The 22,679-nt window shown below is 72.4% G+C and carries 9 protein-coding genes and 2 pseudogenes; 7 read left to right on the top strand and 4 right to left on the bottom strand.

What is annotated here, in order from left to right; all coding sequences use genetic code 11:
- Window positions 1-131: 131 nt before the first annotated feature.
- From ABD946_RS30860 to ABD946_RS30850, 3 genes are all read right to left on the bottom strand, one after another.
- On the bottom strand, window positions 132-1,052 hold the full coding sequence (locus ABD946_RS30860) for a transporter substrate-binding domain-containing protein (protein ID WP_345288860.1): 921 nt from the start codon (window positions 1,050-1,052) through the stop codon (window positions 132-134).
- Between the two features lie 478 nt (window positions 1,053-1,530).
- On the bottom strand, window positions 1,531-6,066 hold the full coding sequence (locus tag ABD946_RS30855) for a polymorphic toxin-type HINT domain-containing protein (protein ID WP_345288859.1): 4,536 nt from the start codon (window positions 6,064-6,066) through the stop codon (window positions 1,531-1,533).
- Between the two features lie 212 nt (window positions 6,067-6,278).
- Complete coding sequence (locus ABD946_RS30850; RefSeq protein ID WP_345288858.1) at window positions 6,279-8,543, bottom strand: trypsin-like serine protease; 2,265 nt, start codon at window positions 8,541-8,543, stop codon at window positions 6,279-6,281.
- Between the two features lie 308 nt (window positions 8,544-8,851).
- Here ABD946_RS30850 and ABD946_RS30845 point away from each other — a divergent pair, with 308 nt between their 5' ends.
- Window positions 8,852-9,955, top strand: coding sequence for a BadF/BadG/BcrA/BcrD ATPase family protein (locus tag ABD946_RS30845; RefSeq protein ID WP_345288856.1), 1,104 nt, complete (start codon window positions 8,852-8,854; stop codon window positions 9,953-9,955).
- A gap of 7 nt (window positions 9,956-9,962) precedes the next feature.
- Here ABD946_RS30845 and ABD946_RS30840 read toward each other — a convergent pair whose 3' ends face one another.
- Entirely contained in the window at window positions 9,963-11,270 is a 1,308-nt protein-coding gene (locus tag ABD946_RS30840; protein WP_345288854.1) for a hypothetical protein, read from the bottom strand.
- Window positions 11,271-11,473: 203 nt separating this feature from the next.
- Between ABD946_RS30840 and ABD946_RS30835 the strand changes: the two genes are divergently transcribed.
- From ABD946_RS30835 to ABD946_RS30815, 6 genes and pseudogenes are all read left to right on the top strand, one after another.
- Window positions 11,474-11,842 (top strand): hypothetical protein, encoded by a 369-nt coding sequence (locus tag ABD946_RS30835; protein WP_345288853.1) that lies wholly within the window; start codon window positions 11,474-11,476, stop codon window positions 11,840-11,842.
- A 176-nt stretch (window positions 11,843-12,018) separates the two neighbouring features.
- Window positions 12,019-13,464: a glyceraldehyde-3-phosphate dehydrogenase gene (locus ABD946_RS30830; protein ID WP_345288852.1), complete on the top strand. Its 1,446-nt coding sequence runs from the start codon at window positions 12,019-12,021 to the stop codon at window positions 13,462-13,464.
- A gap of 214 nt (window positions 13,465-13,678) precedes the next feature.
- Window positions 13,679-15,346 carry a hypothetical protein gene (locus ABD946_RS30825; RefSeq protein WP_345288850.1) on the top strand — a complete coding sequence of 556 codons (1,668 nt, stop codon included), beginning with the start codon at window positions 13,679-13,681 and terminating at the stop codon, window positions 15,344-15,346.
- Window positions 15,347-15,374: 28 nt separating this feature from the next.
- A pseudogene (locus tag ABD946_RS30820) lies at window positions 15,375-20,156 on the top strand (SpaA isopeptide-forming pilin-related protein); the annotation flags it as partial.
- Window positions 20,157-20,250: 94 nt separating this feature from the next.
- Window positions 20,251-20,421, top strand: a pseudogene (locus ABD946_RS43075) (SpaA isopeptide-forming pilin-related protein); the annotation flags it as partial.
- Between the two features lie 111 nt (window positions 20,422-20,532).
- Window positions 20,533-22,608 (top strand): SpaA isopeptide-forming pilin-related protein, encoded by a 2,076-nt coding sequence (locus ABD946_RS30815; RefSeq protein ID WP_425558743.1) that lies wholly within the window; start codon window positions 20,533-20,535, stop codon window positions 22,606-22,608.
- Window positions 22,609-22,679 lie beyond the last annotated feature (71 nt).

Raw genomic sequence — 22,679 nt, 5'->3', positions numbered from 1 at the left:
CCGTGGTCGCCGAGGGCGGGACGGTTCCGCCCGAACAGCCCGAACGCCCGTACCGGTCGGGCTGGTTCCCGGTACGGGCGTTCTGCGTCAGACAGGCCGCCGGACGGCCCGGCCAGCGGACCGGCGCGGCGTCAGTGGCTGCCGTTGACCACCGAGTTCTGGATCGCGCCCTCGACGAGCAGCCGCTTCTGCAGCACGGCGTCGTAGGTGCCGTCCAGGATCAGCGCGTTGACCGCCTTGACCAGTACGTCCCGCAGCTCCTGGTCGCCCTTGCGGACGGCGATGCCGTACGGGCGGGACTGCAGCTGCGGCCCGGCCAGGTCGAAGGTGCGGCCCTCGTCCAGGGTCTGGGCGTTGTGCTGGGCCTTGGGGTAGTCGGTGATGTAGACGTCGGCGAGACCGTTGCGGACGTTGGCCAGCGCCTCGTCGTCGGAGCCGGTCTCCAGCGCCTTGAGCGGCTTGCCGGCGTGCTCGCAGGCCTTCTGCTGGCGGATCATCAGGTCGTTGTGGGTGGTGCCCTTCTTGGCCGTCACCGAGTGGCCGCACAGGCCGTCGATGGTGTCGACGCCCTTGGGGTTCTTCTCCTTGACCACCATCCCGATCCCGGCCATGAAGTAGTCGACGAAGTCGACGCCCTCGTTGACCGGGGTGCCGTTCTTGTCCAGGCCCTGCTGGCGCTCACGGGTGTCGGTGATGCCCGACATGCCGATGTCGAACTTCTTGTCCAGCACGCCGGGCAGCACGTTGGCGAACGGACCGGCGTCGACGAAGTCGAACTTCACGCCGAGCAGCCGCTCCATCGCGGCGGCCAGGTCGGGGTCCAGCCCGTCCGGCTTGCCCTGGCCGTTCTTGAAGATGACCGGGGCCGCGGTGAAGGAGGCACCGACCTTGATCACACCGGCCTCCCGGTACCGCTTGGGCAGCTGGTCCTTGAGGTCGACCTTCTTGTCACCGGCACCACCGGACCCGCAGGCGGTGAGCAGCAGGGCGCCGATGACGGCTCCGGTGACGGCGTGGGTGCCACGGCTGGCGAGGCCCTTGTTCATGTTCATCCCGACGGATCGCGCGGTGCGGGGCCGGGCACGGCTTCGGCGGACACACCGCGGGCACCCGAACGGCCCCCGCGCCGATGGGTCCCTCCCCGTGCACGGCACTGCCACGGGAACGCTTCCGTCGACCGCCGTCCGACGAACTGCCGGACCGATGATAACCAGCATGCCCACGCCACCTCGCCCCCGGGTTCGTGCACCGTCAGGTCCCACCGCACGTCCGCCCAGCTGGGGCGATGCACCGCCACGCGAGTTCACCCGGCTCTTCCAGGATCTTCACGAGCCCACGCCCGCCCGGCCCGCGCCCCGTGGACCGGACGGGCACCCCGGGGCCGTCCGCAGGGTCGCCCCGGGGCAGCTCCGAGGGCAGCTCCACGGAAACGGCGTACGGCCGGAGCTGGTTGCCCCGGCCGTACGCCGTCACGTGCACCGGGCTGCTGTCAGCCCGTCAGGTGCCGGAGGCCCGGCACCGCTGCCACACCTAGACCGGGAAGATCGAGGTGCAGACCCACTTCTTGCCGCCGTGGTCCCTCGGGTTGGCCACCTTGGCGAGCCGGACCCGGACCCTGGAACCCGTGTCCCGGACGGTGACGTCCGCCGTGTTCGGGCCGTTGGCCTTGTAGGACTTGCCCAGCGAGGTGACGTCCTGGCCGTTGAACTTCACGTTGACGTCGATCTCGAATTCCAGGAACTCGTCGTACGGGGGCTTGCTCGGGTTCAGCCAGTTGGCCACCCGCGGGTTGGCCTTCTGCATCGCGTCCCTCAGTGCGAGGTTGGCGTACTCCACCTTGGTGAACACGCCGTTGACGCCCTTGTCCACGGCCATCTGCCGCGCGGCCGCCTCGGTGGCGGTCCCCCCGGCACCCGAGGCGACGTGGTCGCGGAGCGTGTGCGCCCGCGGGTCGAACGGCGCCTCGTCGGCGATCAGGTTGAAGCAGTTGTGCGCGAGCACCGGGGCTCCGTCGCCCTGCCGGCCGCCGACGTAGAAGGTGTGCGGCCCGTCCACCGTGAGGTCGTAGACCGTCTCGGCAGCGGCCTCGGTGCGCCGGCCGGTGCCGGTCACCGGGTGCGCGGCACCGTCCTGGCCGACCAGGACGTCACCGGCCCGCAGGGCGCCGGCCTCCCGCCAGCCCGTGCCCTCGACGTACAGCAGGTGCCCGGCGGTGCTGGTGATCCGGCCGGTCCCCTCGACGTCGAGGTCGACCAGGTCGACGGTGTCGTGCCGGTAGGTGGCGGTCACCGTCCGGGCGCTGTCGGCCCCGGTGGACGGATCGGTGGACAGCAGCAGGTCGCCCACCCGTACGGTCTCGACGGTGCGGCGGGTGCCGTCGCCCGCGAGCACGGTGGTGCCGGCCGGGAAGCTGTTGGTCTCGCAGACCGTCCGCACGTCCCCGGCGATCTGCGTCTCGGTCTCCAACTGCCGGACCAGGGCCCGGTCGACGTTGGGGTTGTTGCGCAGGGCCGCGAGCGCCGCGTCCGCGCCGGCGCCGTCGCCCCTCAGCGAGTTGCGGAGGGCGAGGATCACGTCGGCGCTCGCCATCATCTTGAGCTTCACCGCGTCGCTGTAGCCCTCCAGGGAGGCCTGCAGGGCGAGCTTGGCCTGCTCGATGCCGACGCCCGTCTCCAGAGCGAAGCGGAAGGCGACGATGCCCTTGGCGCCCTTGGCGAGGGTGCCGTAGGGGATGAAGTTCGAAGCCGCCCAGGCGCAGGGCCCGTTGAGGCCGAAGTTCTTGAAGCACTTCACGAAGTCGTCGGTCAGCATGTGCAGCAGCAGCCGCGAACTGTCACCCGACGCGCAGACGGGCTTCCCGCCCTGCGCGTTCTGACAGGACACCTTGAAGTGCTTCAGGTAGTCGCCGTAGGCGAGCTCGACGGTGGTCTGGTACTCGGTGTCGATCGACTGGGTCTGCAGGACGAGGGTGTCCCAGGTGGTGTACTTGCCCTGGCAGGCCGCGATCGAGAGGTTGGCCTCCGGGCAGGTCCGCAGGATGTACTCGATCTCGCCCTTGGCCTTGACGGTGACGACGACGTTGCAGACCTCGACGCCGGCGCCGTTCCTGTGCCAGGTCTTGGAGTCGGACTTGAAGAGCCAGCCGAACTCGGTGCCCGGGTCGTCCTGGACGCACTTGGACATGTCCTCGCGGACGATCTCCTGCTTCATCCCCTCCTTCTGGTGGACCTCGACGAAGGAGACCCGGCCGTTCTCGTCGACGGTCGCGGTCTCGCTCTCGGTCCTGCCCTCGGCCGCCTCCTTCTGCTGCTTCTGCCAGACGATCTCGCGCGCCTCCTTGGCGGCCTGCTCGGCCTCCTCGGAGCTCTTCTTCGCCGCGGCGGCCGAGGCCTTCGCGTCGTCGGAGGACTTCTTCGCCTCGTCCGCGTACTTCTTGGCCTGCGCGGCGAAGCCCTCCGCCGCGCTGGCCGAGGCGTCGGCCCGGCGGACCGCGGCGTCGGCCGAGGCGGCGCTGTTCTGGGCCTGCCGGGCGTACGCGGCCGCCTGCTCGGCGGAGGCCTTGGCCTGGCGGGCGGACTCGGCGGCCTGGGCGGCCCAGCGGTCGGCCTCCTGGGCCGAGGCGGTGGCCTTGTCCGCGTAACCCTGGGCCTCGACCTGGGCGTTGCGGGCCAGGGCGTAGGACTGCGAGGCCTGGGCCGCGTACTGACGGGCCGTCGACACCGAGCCGTCGATGCTCGCCAGGTAGGAGCTGACGGTGGCGACGTGGGCCCGGGTGTAGGAGTCCCGCTGCTGGGCCTTGGGCAGGCCGATCTGGAGGAAGGTCACCAGACCGGAGGCCGGTCCGGAGAGCGCCGCCTGCCCGGCGGCCTTGACCTCACCGCCGCCGGCCGTCATCGCCTGGCTGATCAGGACCCGGTTGTCGTCGTCCCGGGCCTTGTACTGACCCACCGCCAGGAACGCGCGGACGGCCTCGATGCCGCCGTCCAGTGCCTTGCTGCCGGCCTCCTTCACGCCCGGGCCGCCCGCCGTCATGATCTGCGACAGCAGCACCCGGTCGTCGTCGTCCTTGCCCGGGTAGGCACCGTTCAGGACGAACTCGTGGACCTGCGCGGTGGTGCCCACCGAGGCGGTCTCCGCCGCCAGCCGCTCGGCCGCCTTGGTCGAGCGCTGGGCGATCGTCATGGCGCTGACCCGGTCGTCGCGGTCGCGCCCCTGCGCCAGACCGCCGTTCAGGAAGGCGAGGACGTCGGAGTCCCGGCCCTCCAGCGCGGTCGCGGCCGCCGCCTTGGCCCACGGGCCGCCGGCGGTCAGCAGCTGGCAGGCGGCCTGCCGCCCCTTGGCCACGGCGACCGCGGGGGTGACCCCGGCGGCCGTCGCCTCGGCGAGCAACTGCTCGGTGGAGGAGGCCAGTTGAACGCTCTTTCCGGCCTCCCAGGCGGCGACCTTGGTCTTCTCCGCCTCGACCCGGGCGGCCTCCTCGGCGATCGCCATCTCGGCCGCGGCCTGCGCCGTCAGCCGCTCGTCGTCGCTGCGGCGGGAGAGGTCGGTGAGCTTGTGCGCCGACTCGGCGGCCTTCGCCGCGGTGTCGGCCGCGGCGTTGGCCTCGTTGGCGGCGGCCTGCGCGGTGTTGGCCGCGGTCGCGGCCTCACCGGCGTGGGCGGCCGCGGCGTCGGCGGCGGCAGCGGCGGCATCGGCGTGGCCGGCCGCGCGCTCGGCGGCGCGCTGCGCCTCGGCGGCGGCCTCGGCCGCCTCCTCGGCGATCCGCACGGTGATCCGCGCGGCCCGGCGGGCCTCGGCCGCGGCGGCCCTGGCCTGGTCGGCGGCCCGGCGGGCCCGGCCTGCGGCCTCGGAGGCGACGCCCGACTGGTTCGCCGCTTCGAGGGCGGCGTCGGCCGCGGCCGTCGCGTTGTCACCGGCGTCGGCCGCGGCCTTCGCGGCGGCGGCTGCCTGGAGCCCGGCCCGGCCGGCCCAGGCTGCGGCCTCGCCCGAGGTGCGGGAGTCGGCGGCCGCGTTGCGGGCCGCGACGGCCGCGTCCCGGGCCTTGCCGGCGTCCTTCTCGTTGATGGCCGCGGCAGCGGCGGCGTCGCGGGCCCGCGCGGCGGCGTCCCCGGCCTTGGTGGAGGCGGCCGAGGCGTCGGCCGCCGCGTTCGCCGCCTGCTGGGCCGCCTCGTTGGCTGCGGCGGCGGCCGAGGAGGCCGTCCGGGCGGCGCCGGCGGCGCGGCCCGCAGCGTCGGCGGCCCGGCCGGCCGCGTTGGCCGCCTTGCCGGCCTCGCCCTGGGCGAGCCTGGTCTCCTTCGCGGCCAGCTCGGCCGCCTCCTTGGCCAGCCGCGAGGCGTCGATCGCCCGCTTGGCCGCGTCCTCGGCGACCCGGGACTGCTCGCGCGCCCTGGTGGAGGCGTTGCCCGCCACGTCGGCCAGCTGAGCGACCGTCAGGGTCTCCCGGTCGTGCGCGGCGGCGGTCTGCCAGCCGTAGCGCAGGAAGGCCCGGACGTCCTCGGCCCCGCCGTCGAGCGCGGCCCCGGCCGCCTTCTTGACCTCCGGGCCGCCGGTGGCCATCAACTGGCTGAGCCGGACCTTGTCGTCGTCGTCGCGCTCCTTGAACTGACCCACGTTCAGGAAGCGGTTGACGTCCTCGATGGTGCCGTCCATGGCCTTGTTGGCCGCGGCCTTCACCCCGGGCCCGCCCATCGCCATGATCTGCGACAGCCGGACCCGCTGGTCGTCCTCGTACTGCTTGCGCGCCCCGCCGTCCAGCATCGCCCGCACCTTGGCGGCCGAACCGGTTTCCGGGGCCAGGGCCTTGAGGCCGGCCTCCCGGACGCCCGGGCCCGCCTCGGCGAGCAGCTGCTCCAGCCGCACCCGCAGGTCCTGCTCCTCGGCGGCCGCCCGGCCGCCGTTGACGAACGCCGTCACCTCGGCGTCCGAGCCCGCCAGCGCCGTCTCGGCCGCGCGGCGCACCAGCGGCCCGCCGGCCTTCCAGGCCGCCACGGCGGCCACCCGGTCGGCGACCGGGCCCTGGGCCGGCACGGTGTCCGCCAGGGCCGAAGCGGCCGGCACCCCCGCCACCAGACTCATCGTCAGCACGCCCGCGGCGGCTGCCCGCCACCGCGTTCCGCGTGCCCGTACTGTCACCCTCATCAGTCCTGCGCCCCCATCGGTTCTGGCCTTCTCCCTCGGGCACCCGTTGGTGCCGGGAACGCCGCCGGCCTCCGGGCCGGCGGCGACGGAGCCGGTGGTGCGGCGCGCTCGGCGCCGCACCACCGGCGGCTGTCAGCCGGTCACCTGGTGGCGGTGAAGTAGCCGGAAAGGTCGGCCACCGCGTGCACCTTGCCGCTGCTGACGTGCAGGGCGATGTCGTTCTGGCTCGCCGGGAACGGCTCGCCGTTGGAGACCACGGCCTGGGCCGAGAGCAGCGCGCCCGCCCAGAAGTTGATGTTGCTGGTGGCCGGACGGGCGGCACCGCTCGGGGCGAGGGTGAAGAAGCCCGCGCTCTCGGGGAGGACGGCCGTCACGTTGAGCACCGAGGCCTTGGCACCGGGCGGAGTGCCCTTGATGCCGGCCACCTGGCCGTAGCTGAGCGGCGCACCGCCGTTGAGGCGGGTGTCCAGCACCCGCTGCGGGGCGATCGGCCGGTAGAGACCGGCGCCGGTGGGTCCGTAGTCGCCGACGAAGTCCACGATCAGATCGGTGTTCGCACCGCTGTGGCTGTAGAAGGAGACCTTGCCGCTGGCACCGACCGGGACGATGACCTGGTTCGAAATGGTCTGGCCGGCCGAGTAGTTGAGGTTGGAGGTGGCGGGCCTGGTGGTGCCGGCCGGGAAGGCCGTCAGGTTGCCGCCGGCACCCGGGTTGGTGACGGTCAGGTTGAGCACCACGGCGGTCGCGTTGGCCGGCACGCCGTTCAGGCCGCCCACCTGGACGTCCAGGGTGGAGTAGGCGCCGACGGGCGTGGCGGTGGTGCGGGTGTCGATCAACCGTGCCGGGGTCCGGGCGGTGAACTTGCCGGTGGACTGGGGGCTGTAGTAGCCGAGGACGTCGACCACGAGGTTGACGTTGGCGGTGTTGGCCCACAGGTGGACGGTGCCGTCCACGTCGACGGGGGCGGTGACCAGGTTGGGCACCACCTGACCGGCGGTGAAGTTGACCGAGGAGCCGGCCGGGCGGGCGGCCTTGGTCGGCCGGACGGCGACGAAGCCGGCGCTCGCCGGGCTGACAACGGTGACGTTCAGGACGGCGGCGGTGGCGCCGGCCGGCAGCTTCAGCGGGCTGGTGCCGGCCTGGCCGAGCTTGAGCTCCAGGGCGGTGCCGCCGGCCGGGTCGTTCTCCCAGGCGGTGCTGCCGGCGACCCGGGTGTCCAGCACGCGGGTGGCGGTCACCGGGGTGTAGCCGGAGGCGGCGTACTGGACGCCGAGCCCCTGGAGCCAGGAGACCAGGTCGTCCACCCGGGTCTGCGTGACACCGGTGCGGGTCTCCGTGACGCCGAGGCAACCACCCTGCCAGGAGCGGGTGTTGACGGCCACGACCTGCGTCGATCCGTTGCTCTCGCGCAGCACCGGACCACCGGCGTCGCCGCGGCAGACGGTGGAGCCGTTCACGCTGCTCGCGGCGAGCGTGGTGGCGGTGGCCGAGTCGACCGAGAACTGCCCGGTGTGCATCTCGTAGGCCAGCCACCGGTCCTTGGTGCGGCCGTAGCCGGCCGTCTTCAGCACCTCGCCGGTGGCGGCGGCGGTGGGGGCGATGGTGAGCGGCATGACGCCGGTGACGGCCTTGGCCAGCTTCAGCAGCACCACGTCACGGTCGGCGCGCGGCACCAGCTCGGTGACCTCGACCTCCTGGACCAGCGGGGAGGCGATGTCGAGGCGGTCGATCGAGACCGTCGTCCTCGTCTTCGGCGCGCCGGCCGCCACCTCGATCGAGGTGTCCGGGGCGTCGGCGAAGCAGCTCTTGGCGGTGAGCACCCACTGCGGGTCCACCACCGTGCCGGTGCACAGCCGGGAGCCGTCCGCACCGGGCTTGCCGATGCTGACGGCGGTGACGGCCGGCTGGGCGCTGATCGGGCCGCCGATCCCGACCGGGCCGTCGCCGGTGGCGTTCAGCTCCAGCAGTACGCTCTCCGAGCCCGAACTCCCCTCGCCGACCGGGTTCCAGAAGTTCTTCTGGAGGTCGACGACCTTGGTGGTGCCGTCGGCGGTGAGCGAGGCCTTGATGGCGTGGTCGTCGGCCTTGATCTGGTAGACCCGCGGGATCTCCATGACCAGCCGGCCCTCGCGGCCGTTGACCTTGAAGCAGACCTCACTGGGCGTCAATGCCCGGCTGAGCACGTGCACCAGACCCGAACCCGAGGCGCAGTCGGCGAGCAGGAAGCGCCCGTCGCCCGACTTCAGGGTGATGCCGCGCTCGGCCAGGATCTGCGCCGCGCCCGGGTAGCTGTAGTCCTCCACCACGGTCGGCGGCACCACGGCCGCCGCCGTGGCCGGCACCGATCCGACCGCCACGGGTACGGCCAGCGCCGCGACCAGCGGCCATGTCAGCCTTCGCCCCACACGCACGATTGCTCCCAAAGAAGGCAGGCCGAGGGAGCACTCGTCCCCCGGCAAGTGACAGAAAAGCCCTGCGGACGCTACTCGTCGCCGATCATGGCCGCCACGCGCTCGATCCCGCCCCGCCCAGCCGATCTGACCCACCGTGAGCGAGCTGTCCCCATTTGCCCAGAAGTCATCCACCTGTACCCGCACACGACCTGACGTCGCGTCACGACTTCGGGTGAGACATGTCACGTTTGAACCGGGAGCTGGGCCTCCAGTGCGGCAGTGCCAGAATGGGGCACCGCGACACGAACGGGAGCGAACGAGTGGACCACGGACCGGCCGACACCTCCGAAGCGGTCCTCGGCATCGACGTCGGCGGCACCGGCGTCCGGCTCGCCCTCGCCCCGGCCGACCGTCCGGAGACCACCCTCCGCTCCCTCCGGATCCCCGCCCCCGCCCGGATCACCACCGGCGGCCAGGACGCCACCGCCCTCCTGGAGCGGCTGCTGCCCGCCCTCGGCGACCTGCTCACACCCGGCACCCGGATCGGCGCGGTGGCCGTGGGCGCGACCGGAATGGCCCTGCTGGGGCGGGAGTTGGCCGCCGAGCTGCCCGGCCCGCTGGCCCGCGCAACCGGCGCCCGCCGGCTCGTGCTGGCCAGCGACGCCGTCAGCGCCTACGCCGGCGCCCTCGGCCCCCGCCCGGGCGTGGTCGTCGCCGCCGGCACCGGCGTCGTCGCCCTCGGCCTGCACCCGGCCCTCTCCCGCGCGGACGGATCCGAACGTGCCCAGGACCACGGAGCGGCCCGCGGTCAGCAACCGCCCCGAGCGGCCGACGCCGCAACGGGCACCGGGGGCCTCGCCCTCCCGCACCCCACCGCCACCTGGCGCCGCGCCGACGGCTGGGGCCAACTGCTCGGCGACTGCGGTGGCGGATCATGGCTCGGCCGGGCCGGCCTCGAAGCCGCCCTGCGCGCCGTGGACGGCCGCACCGGCGGCTCCCCCGCCCTGCTGACGCTTGCCCAGGACCGCTACGGCCCGGCCGCCGGCCTCCCCGCCGCCCTGCAGACCCGGGCCGACCGCGCCGGTCTGCTCGCCGCCTTCGCCCCGGACGTGGCCACCGCCGCCGCACGGGGCTGCCCGGTCTCCGCCGCGCTGATCCGCCGGGCCGGCGAGGAGATCGCGGCCACCGCCGCGGCCGCCGCCACCGGCCTGCGCGAGCCCCGGATCGCCCTCACCGGCGGCCTGTTCAACCTCGAAGCCCTGCGCGCCGCGACCCTGGCCGCCCTCCCCCCGGACGCCCGCCACCACACCCCCGACGGTCCGCCGCTGCTCGGCGCGCTCCGCCTGGCCGCAGCGGCGACAACGGCAACGGCGGACTCACCCTGGCCGGTGAGCCCGCCCCTGCTGGACGTCCGCGGTCTGTGACCGGTCGTCAGGCGAAGCGCCCGCTCCGCACCGGCCCGGAGGACCGCACCCGGTCCCGGGTCGCACCGGCCCGGGCCCACACCCCGGCCACCCGCGCGGCGTACGCCGCCAGCAGCTCGGCGGAGTCGGCCGGGGCCTCCCCGTCGCCCGCGTCCGGCGTGCCGTCGGCCGCCACGATCGCCTCCGCGAGCTCCTCGGCGGAACGCCGGTCGGGCTCCGGCTCCGTCCGCTCGCCGTCCGCGTCGAAGCTCATCCCCGGCTCCCACGGCGCGACCACGGTCTGGGCCAGCAGGCCGCAGACGTCCGCCGAGACGATCGGGGTGTCGGTCCAGCAGGTGGCGTGCTCGTAGAGCACCTCGTCCGGCGCCCGCTCGTTCAACCGCGCGACCAGCTCCTGGTCACAGGCGTTGAGGTCGTACGCCACCACCAGTGCGCCCGCGACCCCCGGCCGGTACGGCGCGGCCGGCAGGTTGAACAGCGCGGCCGCCGCCAGCCCGAGCGCCCGGCTGCCCCGGTCCGGCAGCAGCGCGACCGAGGTCACCCGGCGCCCGGTGGCGTCCAGCACCACCCGCAGCCGCTCCAGTCCGAGCCGGCAGTTGTCGAAGGTGTCGCCGAGGTACGCGTACCGGCCGGTCATCCCGGCCCGGAAGCCGTACGGCGAGAGGGTGGCCAGCAGACCCCCCGTCAGCACGTGGTGCCAGCCCCGCAGGTCCTCCCCGTCCACCGGCGGGGCCGCCGCCGCCCGGGCCAGCGAGCGGGCGATCCGGTCGGCCGCCGAGCGCCAGTCCGGCGCCGGCTCCGCCAGCCGCTCGAACACCTCACGGGTGAGCCCCAACTGCCCGTCCATCAGCGCGTTGAACGCCAGCAGGTACCCCTCCGGCCAGTCCGCCAGTCCGGCGCCCGCGGCCTGCTCCCGCAGCACCTCGACGGCCTCGCCGTGCCGCTCGCCGTCCTCCAGCGCGGCCACCAGCTCCATCAGCACCTGGCGCACCCGCCGGGTGTCCACCGGCCGGGTCCGCCCGAACAGCCCCCGCTTCGGCTCGCGGAGGACCGCCAGCGCCTCGCGCAGGGCCGGCACCGCCAACGCGGAGAGCCCGTGCTCGATGCAGGCGTAGCCGTAGTCGTACAGCGCCTCCGGGTCCCCGGCGTTCGCGGCCAACTGGGCTGCCGCGCCGCACAGTTCGTCGATCTCGGCCAGTCCGGCCAGCCGCTCCACCAAGGGCGCGAGCTCATCGGCCGGCACCTGCTCGGCGAGCCGCCGGAGCTCACGGGCCGCTCCGGGCAGGTCCTCGGCCACGAGCAGTTCCTCCGCCACGGCGAGATCAGGGTGCAAAGGTCTTCCTCCAGGGGATCCGACGGTGGGTCACACGGCCCGGTCACGGGCCCGCACGATCATCGGCGCCGTTCCCCCACCGCGGCAAACGGATATCCGGCCGCCGCCCCTGAGTCCCGTACCGGGCCGGAACCTGAGTACGGCTACTCTGTCCCGCCCCCACCCACGGCCGGGAGGCTGTTCCCATGACACCGAGACTCCCGCACCCCGCCGCCGCCCTCCTGCTCGCCCTGTTCGCCGCCGCTGCCTGGACCGCCTGGCTGGGCTGGGACCAGCGGTACGACGAGCTCCCGGACGGCTCGGTCTCCGGCCCCTACCAGGCCTGGCAGGTCATCGGGCTGGTGCTGACCCTGCTGCCGGCCGTGCTGTGGGCGGCCCTGCGGCAGTACCCGGCGGCGGGGGTGCTCGGCGTCTCGGGCGGCCTGGCCACCGCGGCCTGGGTCGACTGGTCGGGCGGCGACGGGCTCTTCGTGATCGGCGTCGGGATGGTCGCGATCGGCAGCCTGGCCTCGACCGCCGTCCTGACCGGTGTGACCCAGGCCGTTCGTTCCTGAACCTTCGCCGGTCCGCCGCCGTCGAGGGGGGCCGAGCTGACGGTGAACGAGGGTGCCGACCGTGAAGTCCGTCACCCCTCCACGGCTCCGTGCCTGGTCAGGGGTGGTCCGGCCGCAAGATCGAAACCGGCCGAAGTTAGCATGGGGGCAAGGCCCTACCCTCGAAAGATGGACTTGTGACTGTCAACGACGACGTGCTCACGAACTGGAACAACCGCGAGGAGATCGCGGAGTCGATGATTCCGATCATCGGCCGACTCCACCGGGAGAAGGACGTCAACGTCCTGCTGCACAGCCGCTCCCTGGTGAACAAGTCGGTTGTCTCCATCCTCAAGACCCACCGGTTCGCCCGCCAGATCGCCGGCGAGGAGCTCTCGGTCACCGAGACGCTGCCCTTCCTGCACGCGCTCACCTCGCTCGACCTCGGCCCGTCCCAGATCGACCTCGGGATCCTCGCGGCCACCTACAAGAACGACGCCCGCGGCCTGACGGTCGAGGAGTTCACGGCTGAGGCGGTGGCCGGTGCGGTCGGCCCCAACAAGCTGGAGCGCCGCGAGTCCCGCGACGTCGTGCTCTACGGCTTCGGCCGGATCGGCCGCCTGCTGGCCCGCCTGCTGGTCGAGAAGGCCGGCTCGGGCAACGGCCTGCGCCTGCGGGCCATCGTCGTCCGCAAGGGCAAGGGCGACGACCTGGTCAAGCGCGCCTCGCTGCTGCGCCGCGACTCGATCCACGGTCAGTTCAACGGCACCATCACGGTGGACGAGGCGACCAACACGATCATCGCCAACGGCACCGCGATCCAGGTCATCTACTCGAACGACCCGACCACGGTCGACTACACCGAGTACGGCATCAACGACGCCATCCTGGTCGACAACACCGGCATCTGGCGGGACCGCGAGGGCCTGTCGAAGCACCTGCAGCCGGGCATCGCCAAGGTCGTGCTGACCGCCCCGGGCAAGGGCGACGTCCCCAACATCGTGCACGGCGTCAACCACGACACGATCAAGCCGGACGAGCAGATCATCTCCTGCGCGTCCTGCACCACCAACGCGATCGTCCCGCCGCTGAAGGCGATGGCGGACGAGTACGGCGTGCTCCGCGGCCACGTGGAGACCGTCCACTCGTACACCAACGACCAGAACCTGCTGGACAACTACCACTCCTCGGACCGCCGTGGCCGCGCCGCCGCGCTGAACATGGTGATCACCGAGACCGGTGCCGCGTCCGCCGTCGCCAAGGCCCTGCCGGACCTCAAGGCGAAGATCAGCGGCTCCTCGATCCGCGTCCCCGTGCCGGACGTCTCGATCGCGATCCTGAACCTGCAGCTGGCCCGCGAGACCAGCCGCGAGGAGGTCCTGGACCACCTGCGCGAGGTGTCGCTGACCTCGCCGCTGCGCCGTCAGATCGACTTCACCAACGCCCCCGACGCGGTGTCGAACGACTTCATCGGCTCCCGCCACGCCTCGATCGTGGACGCGGGCGCGCTCAAGGTGGACGGCGACAACGCCATCCTCTACCTGTGGTACGACAACGAGTTCGGCTACTCCTGCCAGGTCGTGCGGGTCGTCCAGCACGTCTCGGGCGTCGAGTACCCGACCTTCCCGGCCCCGACGGCCTGACCTCCCGTCAGGACGCCGCACCCCGGCTGACCGAGGCCGCCCCCGCCACCGCGCGGGGGCGGCCTCGGCCGTTCGCGCAAGCCCTGCTGGTCCGAGGGGATGAAAACGCGCGTCCGACAATACGGTTTGACGGCGTTTCAGAAAGTAGGGGTCTCATTTCTTAGGACATTCTCCGGAGAACAGCACCGTCCGGAGAAAGGCCCAGGTACCGCCTGTGTCCGCCCTGTACCGCCCGCCGAAGAGGGCAGCAGCCCTCACCGTCCTCGCCCTCTGTGCCGGCTACCTCGGCGGCTGGGTGCCCGGTGCCGAGGCCGCCGCCGGGGACGGCTCGGTCACCGTCCGGGTGGTCCGCGAGGTGAACGGGAACGGCGCGTACGACAGCGTCCTGGAGCCCGGCATGTCCGGCGTGACGGTCAACCTGACCGACGACGCCGGCACCACCGTCAGCGGCACCACCGGCGCCAACGGCCAGGTCACCCTGAACGCGGGCAGCAGCACGCTGACCGGCGGCAGGTACCGGGTCCAGGTGATCAACCCCAAGCCGGGCGTGCTGTACTCGGCCTTCGCCGACCGCCGCGGCCTCAGCGCCGCGCCGGGCGACCTGAGCAGCACCGAGGAGTTCGTCGACCTCTCGGGCGGCAGGAACGTCTCGTACACCACTGCGTTCTGGAACCCGGGCGACTACTGCCAGCAGAACGCTCCCCTGGTAACGGCGTGCATCCGCAGCGACACCACCCCGGCCGACACCGAGTCCCGGACCCTGGTGACCTTTCCCTACAGCGCGCGGGGCAACAACAACCAGACCACCGACCTGGCCACCAAGGTCCAGACCGGCGCGGTCTACGGCATCGGGTACAGCAAGCAGCGGAGGTGGATCTTCAGCGGTGCCATGGCCCGCCGCGGCGCCGCCTACGGCCCGGCCGGCACCGGCGGGATCTACCTGACGGACCGCTCGACCGGCGCCACCACGCTCTTCGCCACCGTCCCGAACACCAACAACACCGCACACAACTTCGCCACCAACATGGACCTGGCCTACACCCCGGCCGTGGCCAAGGAGGCGCTGGGCGACGTCGAGGTCTCGGAGGACGGCCAGGACCTCTGGGTGGTCAACCTGGCGGACCGTCAGCTCTACCGGTACGACGCCACCCAGCGGACCGCCGCCGCACCGCGGGCGGTCTACCCGATCCCGGCGCCGACCACCCCGTGCCCGGCCGCCGGTGACTGGCGGCCTTACGGCCTGGGCGTGCAGGACGGCATGGTCTACGTCGGCGGCGTCTGCTCGGGCGAGTCGACCCAGCGGAAGTCCGACCTGCGCGCGATCGTACGGACCTTCGACCCGGTCGCGGGCACCTTCGGACCGGTGATCCTCGACCAGCGGCTCGACTACCCCCGCCCGGTGACGTACACGGTCGCCCCCTGCAACGGCGACGGCTGGTACCCGTGGTCGGACACCATCCCGCTCACCCAGGACGGGACGACCTGCGGCAACACCTACTCGTCCAACCCCGAGCCGATGCTCTCCGACATCGTGGTGGACACCGACGGCTCGCTGATCCTGAGCTTCCGCGACCGCTACGGCGACCAGATCGGCAACGCTCAGCGGGCGGTGGCCGGCGGCGGTCTGCTCACTCCGTCGTCCGGCGGTGCGCTCAGCCGGGCCTGCCTCAGCGGCACCACCTACGTGATGCACGAGAACCTCGGCTGCGGCAACACCACCCGGGGGGGACGGCTACTACGACCAGCAGCGCACCGCGTTCCACCACAACGCGCTCTACTCCGGCATCGCGCTCTCCAAGGTGGAGACCACGATCGCCAGCTCCGCCCTGGACCCGGACAACGTGACCACCTTCACCGGTGGCACCGCCTGGGTGAACCGTGACGGCAGCAGCCCCTCGACCAACGCCCAGATGGGCAACCGGCTCACCAGTGCCTTCGGCAAGGGCGGCTCGATGGCCGACCTCGAGGTGATGTGCGACGAGGCACCGCTGCAGATCGGCAACCGGGTCTGGTACGACGTCGACAAGGACGGCATCCAGGACCCGGGCGAGAACCCGGTGGTCGGCGCCACCGTCCGGCTGTACGACTCCACCGGCGCGATCGTCGGCACCATGAGGACCACCGCGCGCGGCGAGTACTACTTCGACAACTCCAACGTCGCGGGCACCCTCAGGCCGAACACCCGGTACACCGTCAAGGTCGACCTGCCCGCCGACTACGCCTCCGGCGGCCCGCTCTTCCAGTGGGTCCCGACCCGGGCGGACGCGGGCACCAACGACTTCATCGACAGCGACGGCCGGGTCCCGCCCGGCGGCACCTACCCCGAGTACTCCGTCACCACCGGCGGCCCGGGCCAGAACAACCACACCTACGACTTCGGCTTCAACCAGCCCGAGGGCGCCGTCACGGTCACCAAGACCGACCCGGCGGGCACGGTGCTGCCGGGCGCGGTCTTCCAGCTCTGGAAGGAGACCAACTCCACCGCCGGGCTGCAGAGCAGCGGCGCGAGCCCGGACACCAGGGTCGGCACCCCCTGCACCACCCCCGCCTCCGGGCAGTGCACCGCCACCGTCGGGCTCGGCACCTACTACTGGCAGGAGACCCAGGCTCCGCCCGGCTACCTGATGCCGGCTCAGCCCGTCTTCGGCCCGCTCGTCCTGACCACCGCCAACTACCAGGCGGGCGTCACCGTCCCGGCCGTGGACCAACCGATGACCGGCGTGCTGACGGTGACCAAGACCGACCCGAGCGGCAAGGTGCTCCCGGGCGCCGTCTTCCAACTCTGGAAGGACACCAACGGCGCCGAAGGCCTCCAGGCCACCGGCTCCACCCCGGACACCAAGGTCGGCACCGCCTGCACCACCCCCGCCTCCGGGCAGTGCTCAGCCACGGTCGAACTGGGCACCTACTACTGGCAGGAGACCCAGGCCCCGGACGGCTACTCGCTCCCGACGCCCAGCGTCTTCGGCCCGGCGGTCCTCACCTCCGCCAACTACCAGTCGGGCGTCACCACCGTCGCGGTCGACCAGCCGCTCACCGGCGCCGTGACGGTTACCAAGACCGACCCGGCCGGGCAGGTGCTGGCGGGGGCCCAGTTCCAGCTCTGGCGCGAGACCAACTCCGTCGCCGGACTCCAGACCGACGCCGACACCCGCGTCGGCACCGTCTGCACCACCCCCGCCAACGGCCAGTGCACCGCCACCGTCGAACTCGGCACCTACTACTGGCAGGAGACCCAGGCCCCCGACGGCTTCCTCCTCCCCTCGCCCGCCGTCTTCGGCCCGCTCGTCCTGACCACGGCCACCTACCAGGCGGGCGTGACCGTCACCGCCGTCGACCAGCCGATGACCGGCCGGGTGACGGTCACCAAGACCGACCCGGCCGGGCAGGTGCTGGCGGGGGCCCAGTTCCAGCTCTGGCGCGAGACCAACTCCACCCCCGGACTCCAGACCGACACCGACACCAAGGTCGGCACCCCCTGCACCACCCCCGCCAACGGCCAGTGCACCGCCACGGTCGGCCTGGGCACCTACTACTGGCAGGAGACCCAGGCACCCGACGGCTACCTCCTCCCGGCCCAACCCGTCTTCGGCCCGCTCGTCCTGACCTCCACCAACTACACCGCCGGAGTCACCGCGACCGCCGTCGACGAGCCCGTGAAGGGCAGCGTCACGGTGACCAAGACCGACCCCAAGGGCCAGGTGCTGGCGGGGGCGCAGTTCCAGCTCTGGCGCGAGACCAACTCCGTCGCCGGACTCCAGACCGACGCCGACACCCGCGTCGGCACCGTCTGCACCACCCCCGCCAACGGCCAGTGCACCGCCTCGGTCGAGCTCGGCACCTACTACTGGCAGGAGACCCAGGCACCGGAGGGCTTCCTCCTCCCCTCGCCCGCCGTCTTCGGCCCGCTGGTGCTCGACCTGACCACCTATCAGGCAGGCGTCACCACCACCGCCGTCGACCAGCCGATGACCGGCGCCGTCACCGTCACCAAGACCAACCCGCGTGGTCAGGTGCTGGCCGGGGCGCAGTTCCAGCTCTGGCGCGAGACCAACTCCGTCGCCGGACTCCAGACCGACGCCGACACCCGCGTCGGTGCTGTCTGCACCACCCCCGCCAACGGCCAGTGCACCGCCACGGTCGAACTCGGGACGTACTACTGGCAGGAGACCAAGGCGCCCGACGGGTACCTCCTCCCGGCCCAACCCGTCTTCGGTCCGCTGGAGTTGACCTCCGCCAACTACACCGCCGGAGTCACCGCGACCGCCGTCGACCAGCCGATGACCGGTGTGGTCACGGTGGTGAAGACCGACCCCAAGGGCAACCTGCTGGCGGGCTCGGTGTTCCAGCTCTGGCAGGACACCAACGGCACCACCGGCCTCCAGACCGACGCGGACACCAAGGTCGGCGCCCCCTGCACCACCCCCGCCAACGGCCAGTGCACCACCACCGTGGAGCTCGGGACGTACTACTGGCAGGAGACCAAGGCCCCCGACGGCTACCTGATCCCCGCTCAGCCCGTCTTCGGCCCGCTGGTCCTCACCTCCGCCAACTACCAGGCGGGCGTCACGGCGACCGCCGTCAACGAGCCGGTGAAGGGCAACGTCACCGTCACCAAGACCGACCCCACCGGCAACGTCCTCGCCGGAGCCGAGTTCCAGCTCTGGCACGAGACCAACGGCACCACCGGCCTCCAGGCGGACGACACCAAGGTCGGCACCCCGTGCACCACCCCGGCCTCCGGGCAGTGCACCACCTCGGTCGAGTTGGGCACCTACTACTGGCAGGAGACCAAGGCACCGGAGGGCTTCCTCCTCCCCTCGCCCGCCGTCTTCGGTCCCCTGGTGCTCGACCTGACCACCTATCAGGCGGGCGTCACCACCACTGCGGTCGACCAGCCGATGACCGGCGCCGTCACCGTCACCAAGACCGACCCCAAGGGCAACCTCCTGGCCGGCGCGGTGTTCCAGCTCTGGCAGGACACCAACGGCACCACCGGCCTCCAAGCCGACGACACCAAGGTCGGCACCCCCTGCACCACCCCCGCCAACGGCCAGTGCACCACCACCGTCGGCCTCGGCACCTACTACTGGGAAGAGACCCAGGCACCACCCGGTTTCGTCCTCCCCTCGCCCGCCGTCTTCGGCCCCCTCACCCTCACCACCACCAACTACACAACCGGGGTCAGCACCACGGCCGTCGATCAACCCGTCAAGGGCAACGTCACCGTCACCAAGACCGACCCCACCGGCAAGACCCTCGCCGGAGCCGAGTTCCAGCTCTGGCAGGACACCAACGGCACCACCGGTCTCCAGACCGACACCGACACCCGCGTGGGCACCGTCTGCACCACCCCGGCATCCGGTCAGTGCACCACCTCGGTCGAGCTGGGCACCTACTACTGGCAGGAGACCAAGGCGCCCGACGGCTACCTGCTGCCCGCCCAACCCGTCGCCGGCCCGCTGGTGCTCGACCTGACCACCTATCAGGCAGGCGCCACCGTCACCGCGGTCAACCAGCCGATGACCGGCGCCGTCACCGTCACCAAGACCGACCCCAAGGGCAACGCCCTTGCCGGAGCCGTCTTCCAGCTCTGGCAGGACACCAACGGCACCACCGGCCTCCAAGCCGACGACACCAAGATCGGCACCCCCTGCACCACCCCCGCCAACGGCCAGTGCACCACCACCGTCGGCCTCGGCACCTACTACTGGGAAGAGACCCAAGCCCCGCCCGGCTACCTCCTCCCCAACCCCGCCGTCTTCGGCCCCCTCACCCTCACCACCACCAACTACCAACAGGGCATCAGCACCACCGCCGTCGACCAACCCGTCAAGGGCAACGTCACCGTCACCAAGACCGACACCAGGGGCAATCTGCTGGAGGGTGCGACCTTCCAGCTCTGGCAGGAGACCAGCGGGGTGGCCGGTCTCCAGACCGACGCGGACACGCGCATCGGTACGCCGTGCATCACCACCGCCATCGGCGAGTGCACCGCAAGCGTCGAACTCGGTACCTACTACTGGCAGGAGACCAAGGCCCCGGACGGTTTCCTCCTCCCGGCCCAGCCGGTCGCCGGTCCGCTGGTGCTCGACCTCACCAACTACACCGCCGGGGCCCGCGTCACCGCGGTCAACGAGCCCGCCCGCGGCACGGTGACCGTCACCAAGACCGATCCCAAGGGCAACGTCCTCGCCGGAGCCGTCTTCCAGCTCTGGCACGAGACCAACGCCACCCCCGGCCTCCAGACCGACGGCGCCACCCCGGACACCACCGTCGGTGCCCCGTGCACGACCCCGGCCTCCGGCCAGTGCTCGGACTCCGTGGAGATCGGCACCTACTACTGGCAGGAGACCCAGGCGCCGCCCGGCTTCCTCCTCCCCTCGCCCGCCGTCTTCGGCCCCCTGACCCTGACGGTGGCCACCTACTCGGCCGGCGCGAGCGTCACCGCCGTCGACCAGCCCGTGAAGGGCAACGTCACCGTCACCAAGACCGACCCCACCGGCAAGACCCTCGCCGGAGCCGAGTTCCAGCTCTGGCACGAGACCAACGGCACCGACGGGCTCCAGCAGGACGGGGCCACCCCGGACACCAAGCTCGGCGCCCCCTGCGCCACTCCCGCCAACGGCCAGTGCACCGCGAGCGTCGAACTCGGCACCTACTACTGGCAGGAGACCAAGGCCCCGGACGGCTTCCTGCTCCCCTCCCCCCGCCGCCTTCGGACCGCTGGTGCTCGACCTGACCACCTATCAGGCAGGCACCGCCGTCACCGCCGTCGACCAGCCGATGACCGGCGCCGTCACCGTCACCAAGACCGACCCCAAGGGCAACGCCCTTGCCGGAGCCGTCTTCCAGCTCTGGCAGGACACCAACGGCACCACCGACCTCCAAGCGGACGACACCAAGATCGGCACCCCCTGCACCACCCCCGCCAACGGCCAGTGCACCGCCACCGTCGGCCTCGGCACCTACTACTGGGAAGAGACCCAGGCACCACCCGGCTACCTCCTCCCCAACCCCGCCGTCTTCGGCCCCCTCACCCTCACCACCACCAACCACCAGCAGGGCGTGAGCACCACCGCCGTCGACCAACCCGTCCGCGGCCGGGTCACGGTCCTCAAGACCGATCCCGCCGGCCGGATCCTCCAGGGCGCGGAGTTCCGTCTGTGGCGGGAGACCAACGGCAGCGCCGGGCTCCAGCCGGACGGCGGCACGCCGGACCTGACGGTCGGTGAGCTCTGCAGGGCGGCGGCCGACGGCCTGTGCGGCCAGCAGGTCGAGATCGGCACGTACTACTGGGAGGAGACCAAGGCGCCGGACGGCTACATCCTGCCGGTCCAACGGATCACCCGCGCACTGGAGATCACCGCCGCCAACGCGGAGGCCGGTGCCACCATCACCGTGGTGAACCAGCCGATGACCGGTCAGGTCACCGTCCTCAAGACCAACCCGGGTGGTGACGCGCTGACGGGCGCCGAGTTCCAGCTCTGGCAGGACACCAACGGCACCACCGGCCTCCAGGCCGAGACCGACACCAAGGTCGGCACCCCCTGCACCACCCCCGCCGACGGCCGGTGCACCAGCACCGTCGGCCTCGGCACCTACTACTGGCAGGAGACCAAGGCCCCCGACGGCTACGAGCTCCCCGATCCGGCCGTCTTCGGCCCGCTCGCCCTCACACCCGCCACCTACACGGCCGGCGCCACCGTCACCGCCGTGGACCAGCCGATGACCGGTCAGGTGAAGGTCACCAAGACCGACCCGAGCAGCACCCCGCTCGCCGGGGCCGAGTTCCAGCTCTGGCAGGACACCGACGGCACCACCGGCCTCCAGACCGACACCGACACCAAGGTCGGCACCCCCTGCACCACCGGCCCTCCCGGCCAGTGCACCGCCACCGTCGGCCTCGGCACCTACTACTGGCAGGAGACCAAGGCCCCGCCCGGCTACCAACTCCCGGACCCCGCCGTCTTCGGACCGCTCACCCTCACCCCCTCCAACCACCGGCAGGGCGTGAGCACCACCGCCGTCGACCAGCCCCTCCCCGGGGTGGTCAGCGTGCTCAAGACCGACCCGGACGGAAAGGTCCTGGCGGGCGCGGTCTTCCAGCTCTGGCGCGAGACCAACGGCACCCCCGGCCTCCAGCCGGACGGCGACACCCGCGTCGGTGACCCGTGCACCACCCCCGACACCGGACGGTGCTTCGCCACCACCCCGATCGGCACCTACTACTGGCAGGAGACCCAGGCACCCGACGGGTACGAGCTCCCGGCCCAGCCCGTGTTCGGCCCGCTCGTCCTGACGATCGCCAACTTCGACCAGGGCGTCACCGTCACCGCCGTCGACCGCCCGCTCAAGGGCTGGGTCGTGGTCCTGAAGACGACCCCCGACGGCCACGCCCTCCCCGGCGCGGTCTTCCAGCTCTGGCAGGACACCAACGGCACCACCGGCCTCCAGACGGACACCGACACCAGGATCGGCACCCCCTGCACCACCCCCGCCGACGGCCGGTGCAGCACCGAGGTCCTCCTCGGCAGCTACTACTGGCAGGAGATCCAGGCGCCGACCGGCTACCTGCTCCCCTCCCCCGCCGTCTTCGGACCGCTGACCGTCACCAAGGACAACCACCGCGAGGGCGTCTTCGTCACCGTCGTCAACGAGCCCCGCCCCGGCTTCGTCCACGTCCTCAAGCGGGACACCGCCACCCACGCGGCGCTCGCCGGAGCCGTCTTCCAGCTGTGGCGGGAGACCAACTCCACGGCCGGGCTCCAGACCGACACCGACACCCGCGTCGGCAGCCCCTGCGCCACTGACGCCGACGGCGCCTGCCACTTCGGCCCGCTCCTCCCGGGCACCTACTACGCCCAGGAGACCGCGGCGCCCGTCGGCTACCGCCTCCCCACCACCCCCGTCACCGAACTGACCCTCACCACCACCGGCCCGGAGGCCTCCACCACCGTCACCGTCGACAACGACCGCGTCCCGCCGCCCCCGGACGAGCCCAAGAAGCCGAAGGAGCCCAAGAAGCCCCTCCCCAAGACCGGCGGCACCCCCACCACCCTCCTCACCCTCCTCGCGACCGCCCTCACCACCGCGGGCCTGGTCCTCCTCCTGACCCTCCGTCACCGGCGCCGCAAGGCCTGAACCCCGAACCACCGCGAATGAGCGGGCGCGGGGGCACCGACCGGTGCCCCCGCGCCCGCTCTGCTGCGCCC

It is taken from the genome of Kitasatospora albolonga (assembly GCF_039535905.1).
GTDB classification, from domain to species: Bacteria; Actinomycetota; Actinomycetes; order Streptomycetales; family Streptomycetaceae; genus Kitasatospora; species Kitasatospora albolonga.
The sequence above is the reverse complement of the archived record's forward strand: the minus strand, read 5'-3'. Positions and strand labels throughout refer to the sequence as shown.

Excerpts from the sequence above, each read along its gene's own strand:
- ABD946_RS30860 (WP_345288860.1), bottom strand. The coding sequence starts at position 1,052 with ATGAACATGAACAAGGGCCTCGCCAGCCGTGGCACCCACGCCGTCACC.
- ABD946_RS30835 (WP_345288853.1), top strand. The coding sequence starts at position 11,474 with ATGACACCGAGACTCCCGCACCCCGCCGCCGCCCTCCTGCTCGCCCTG.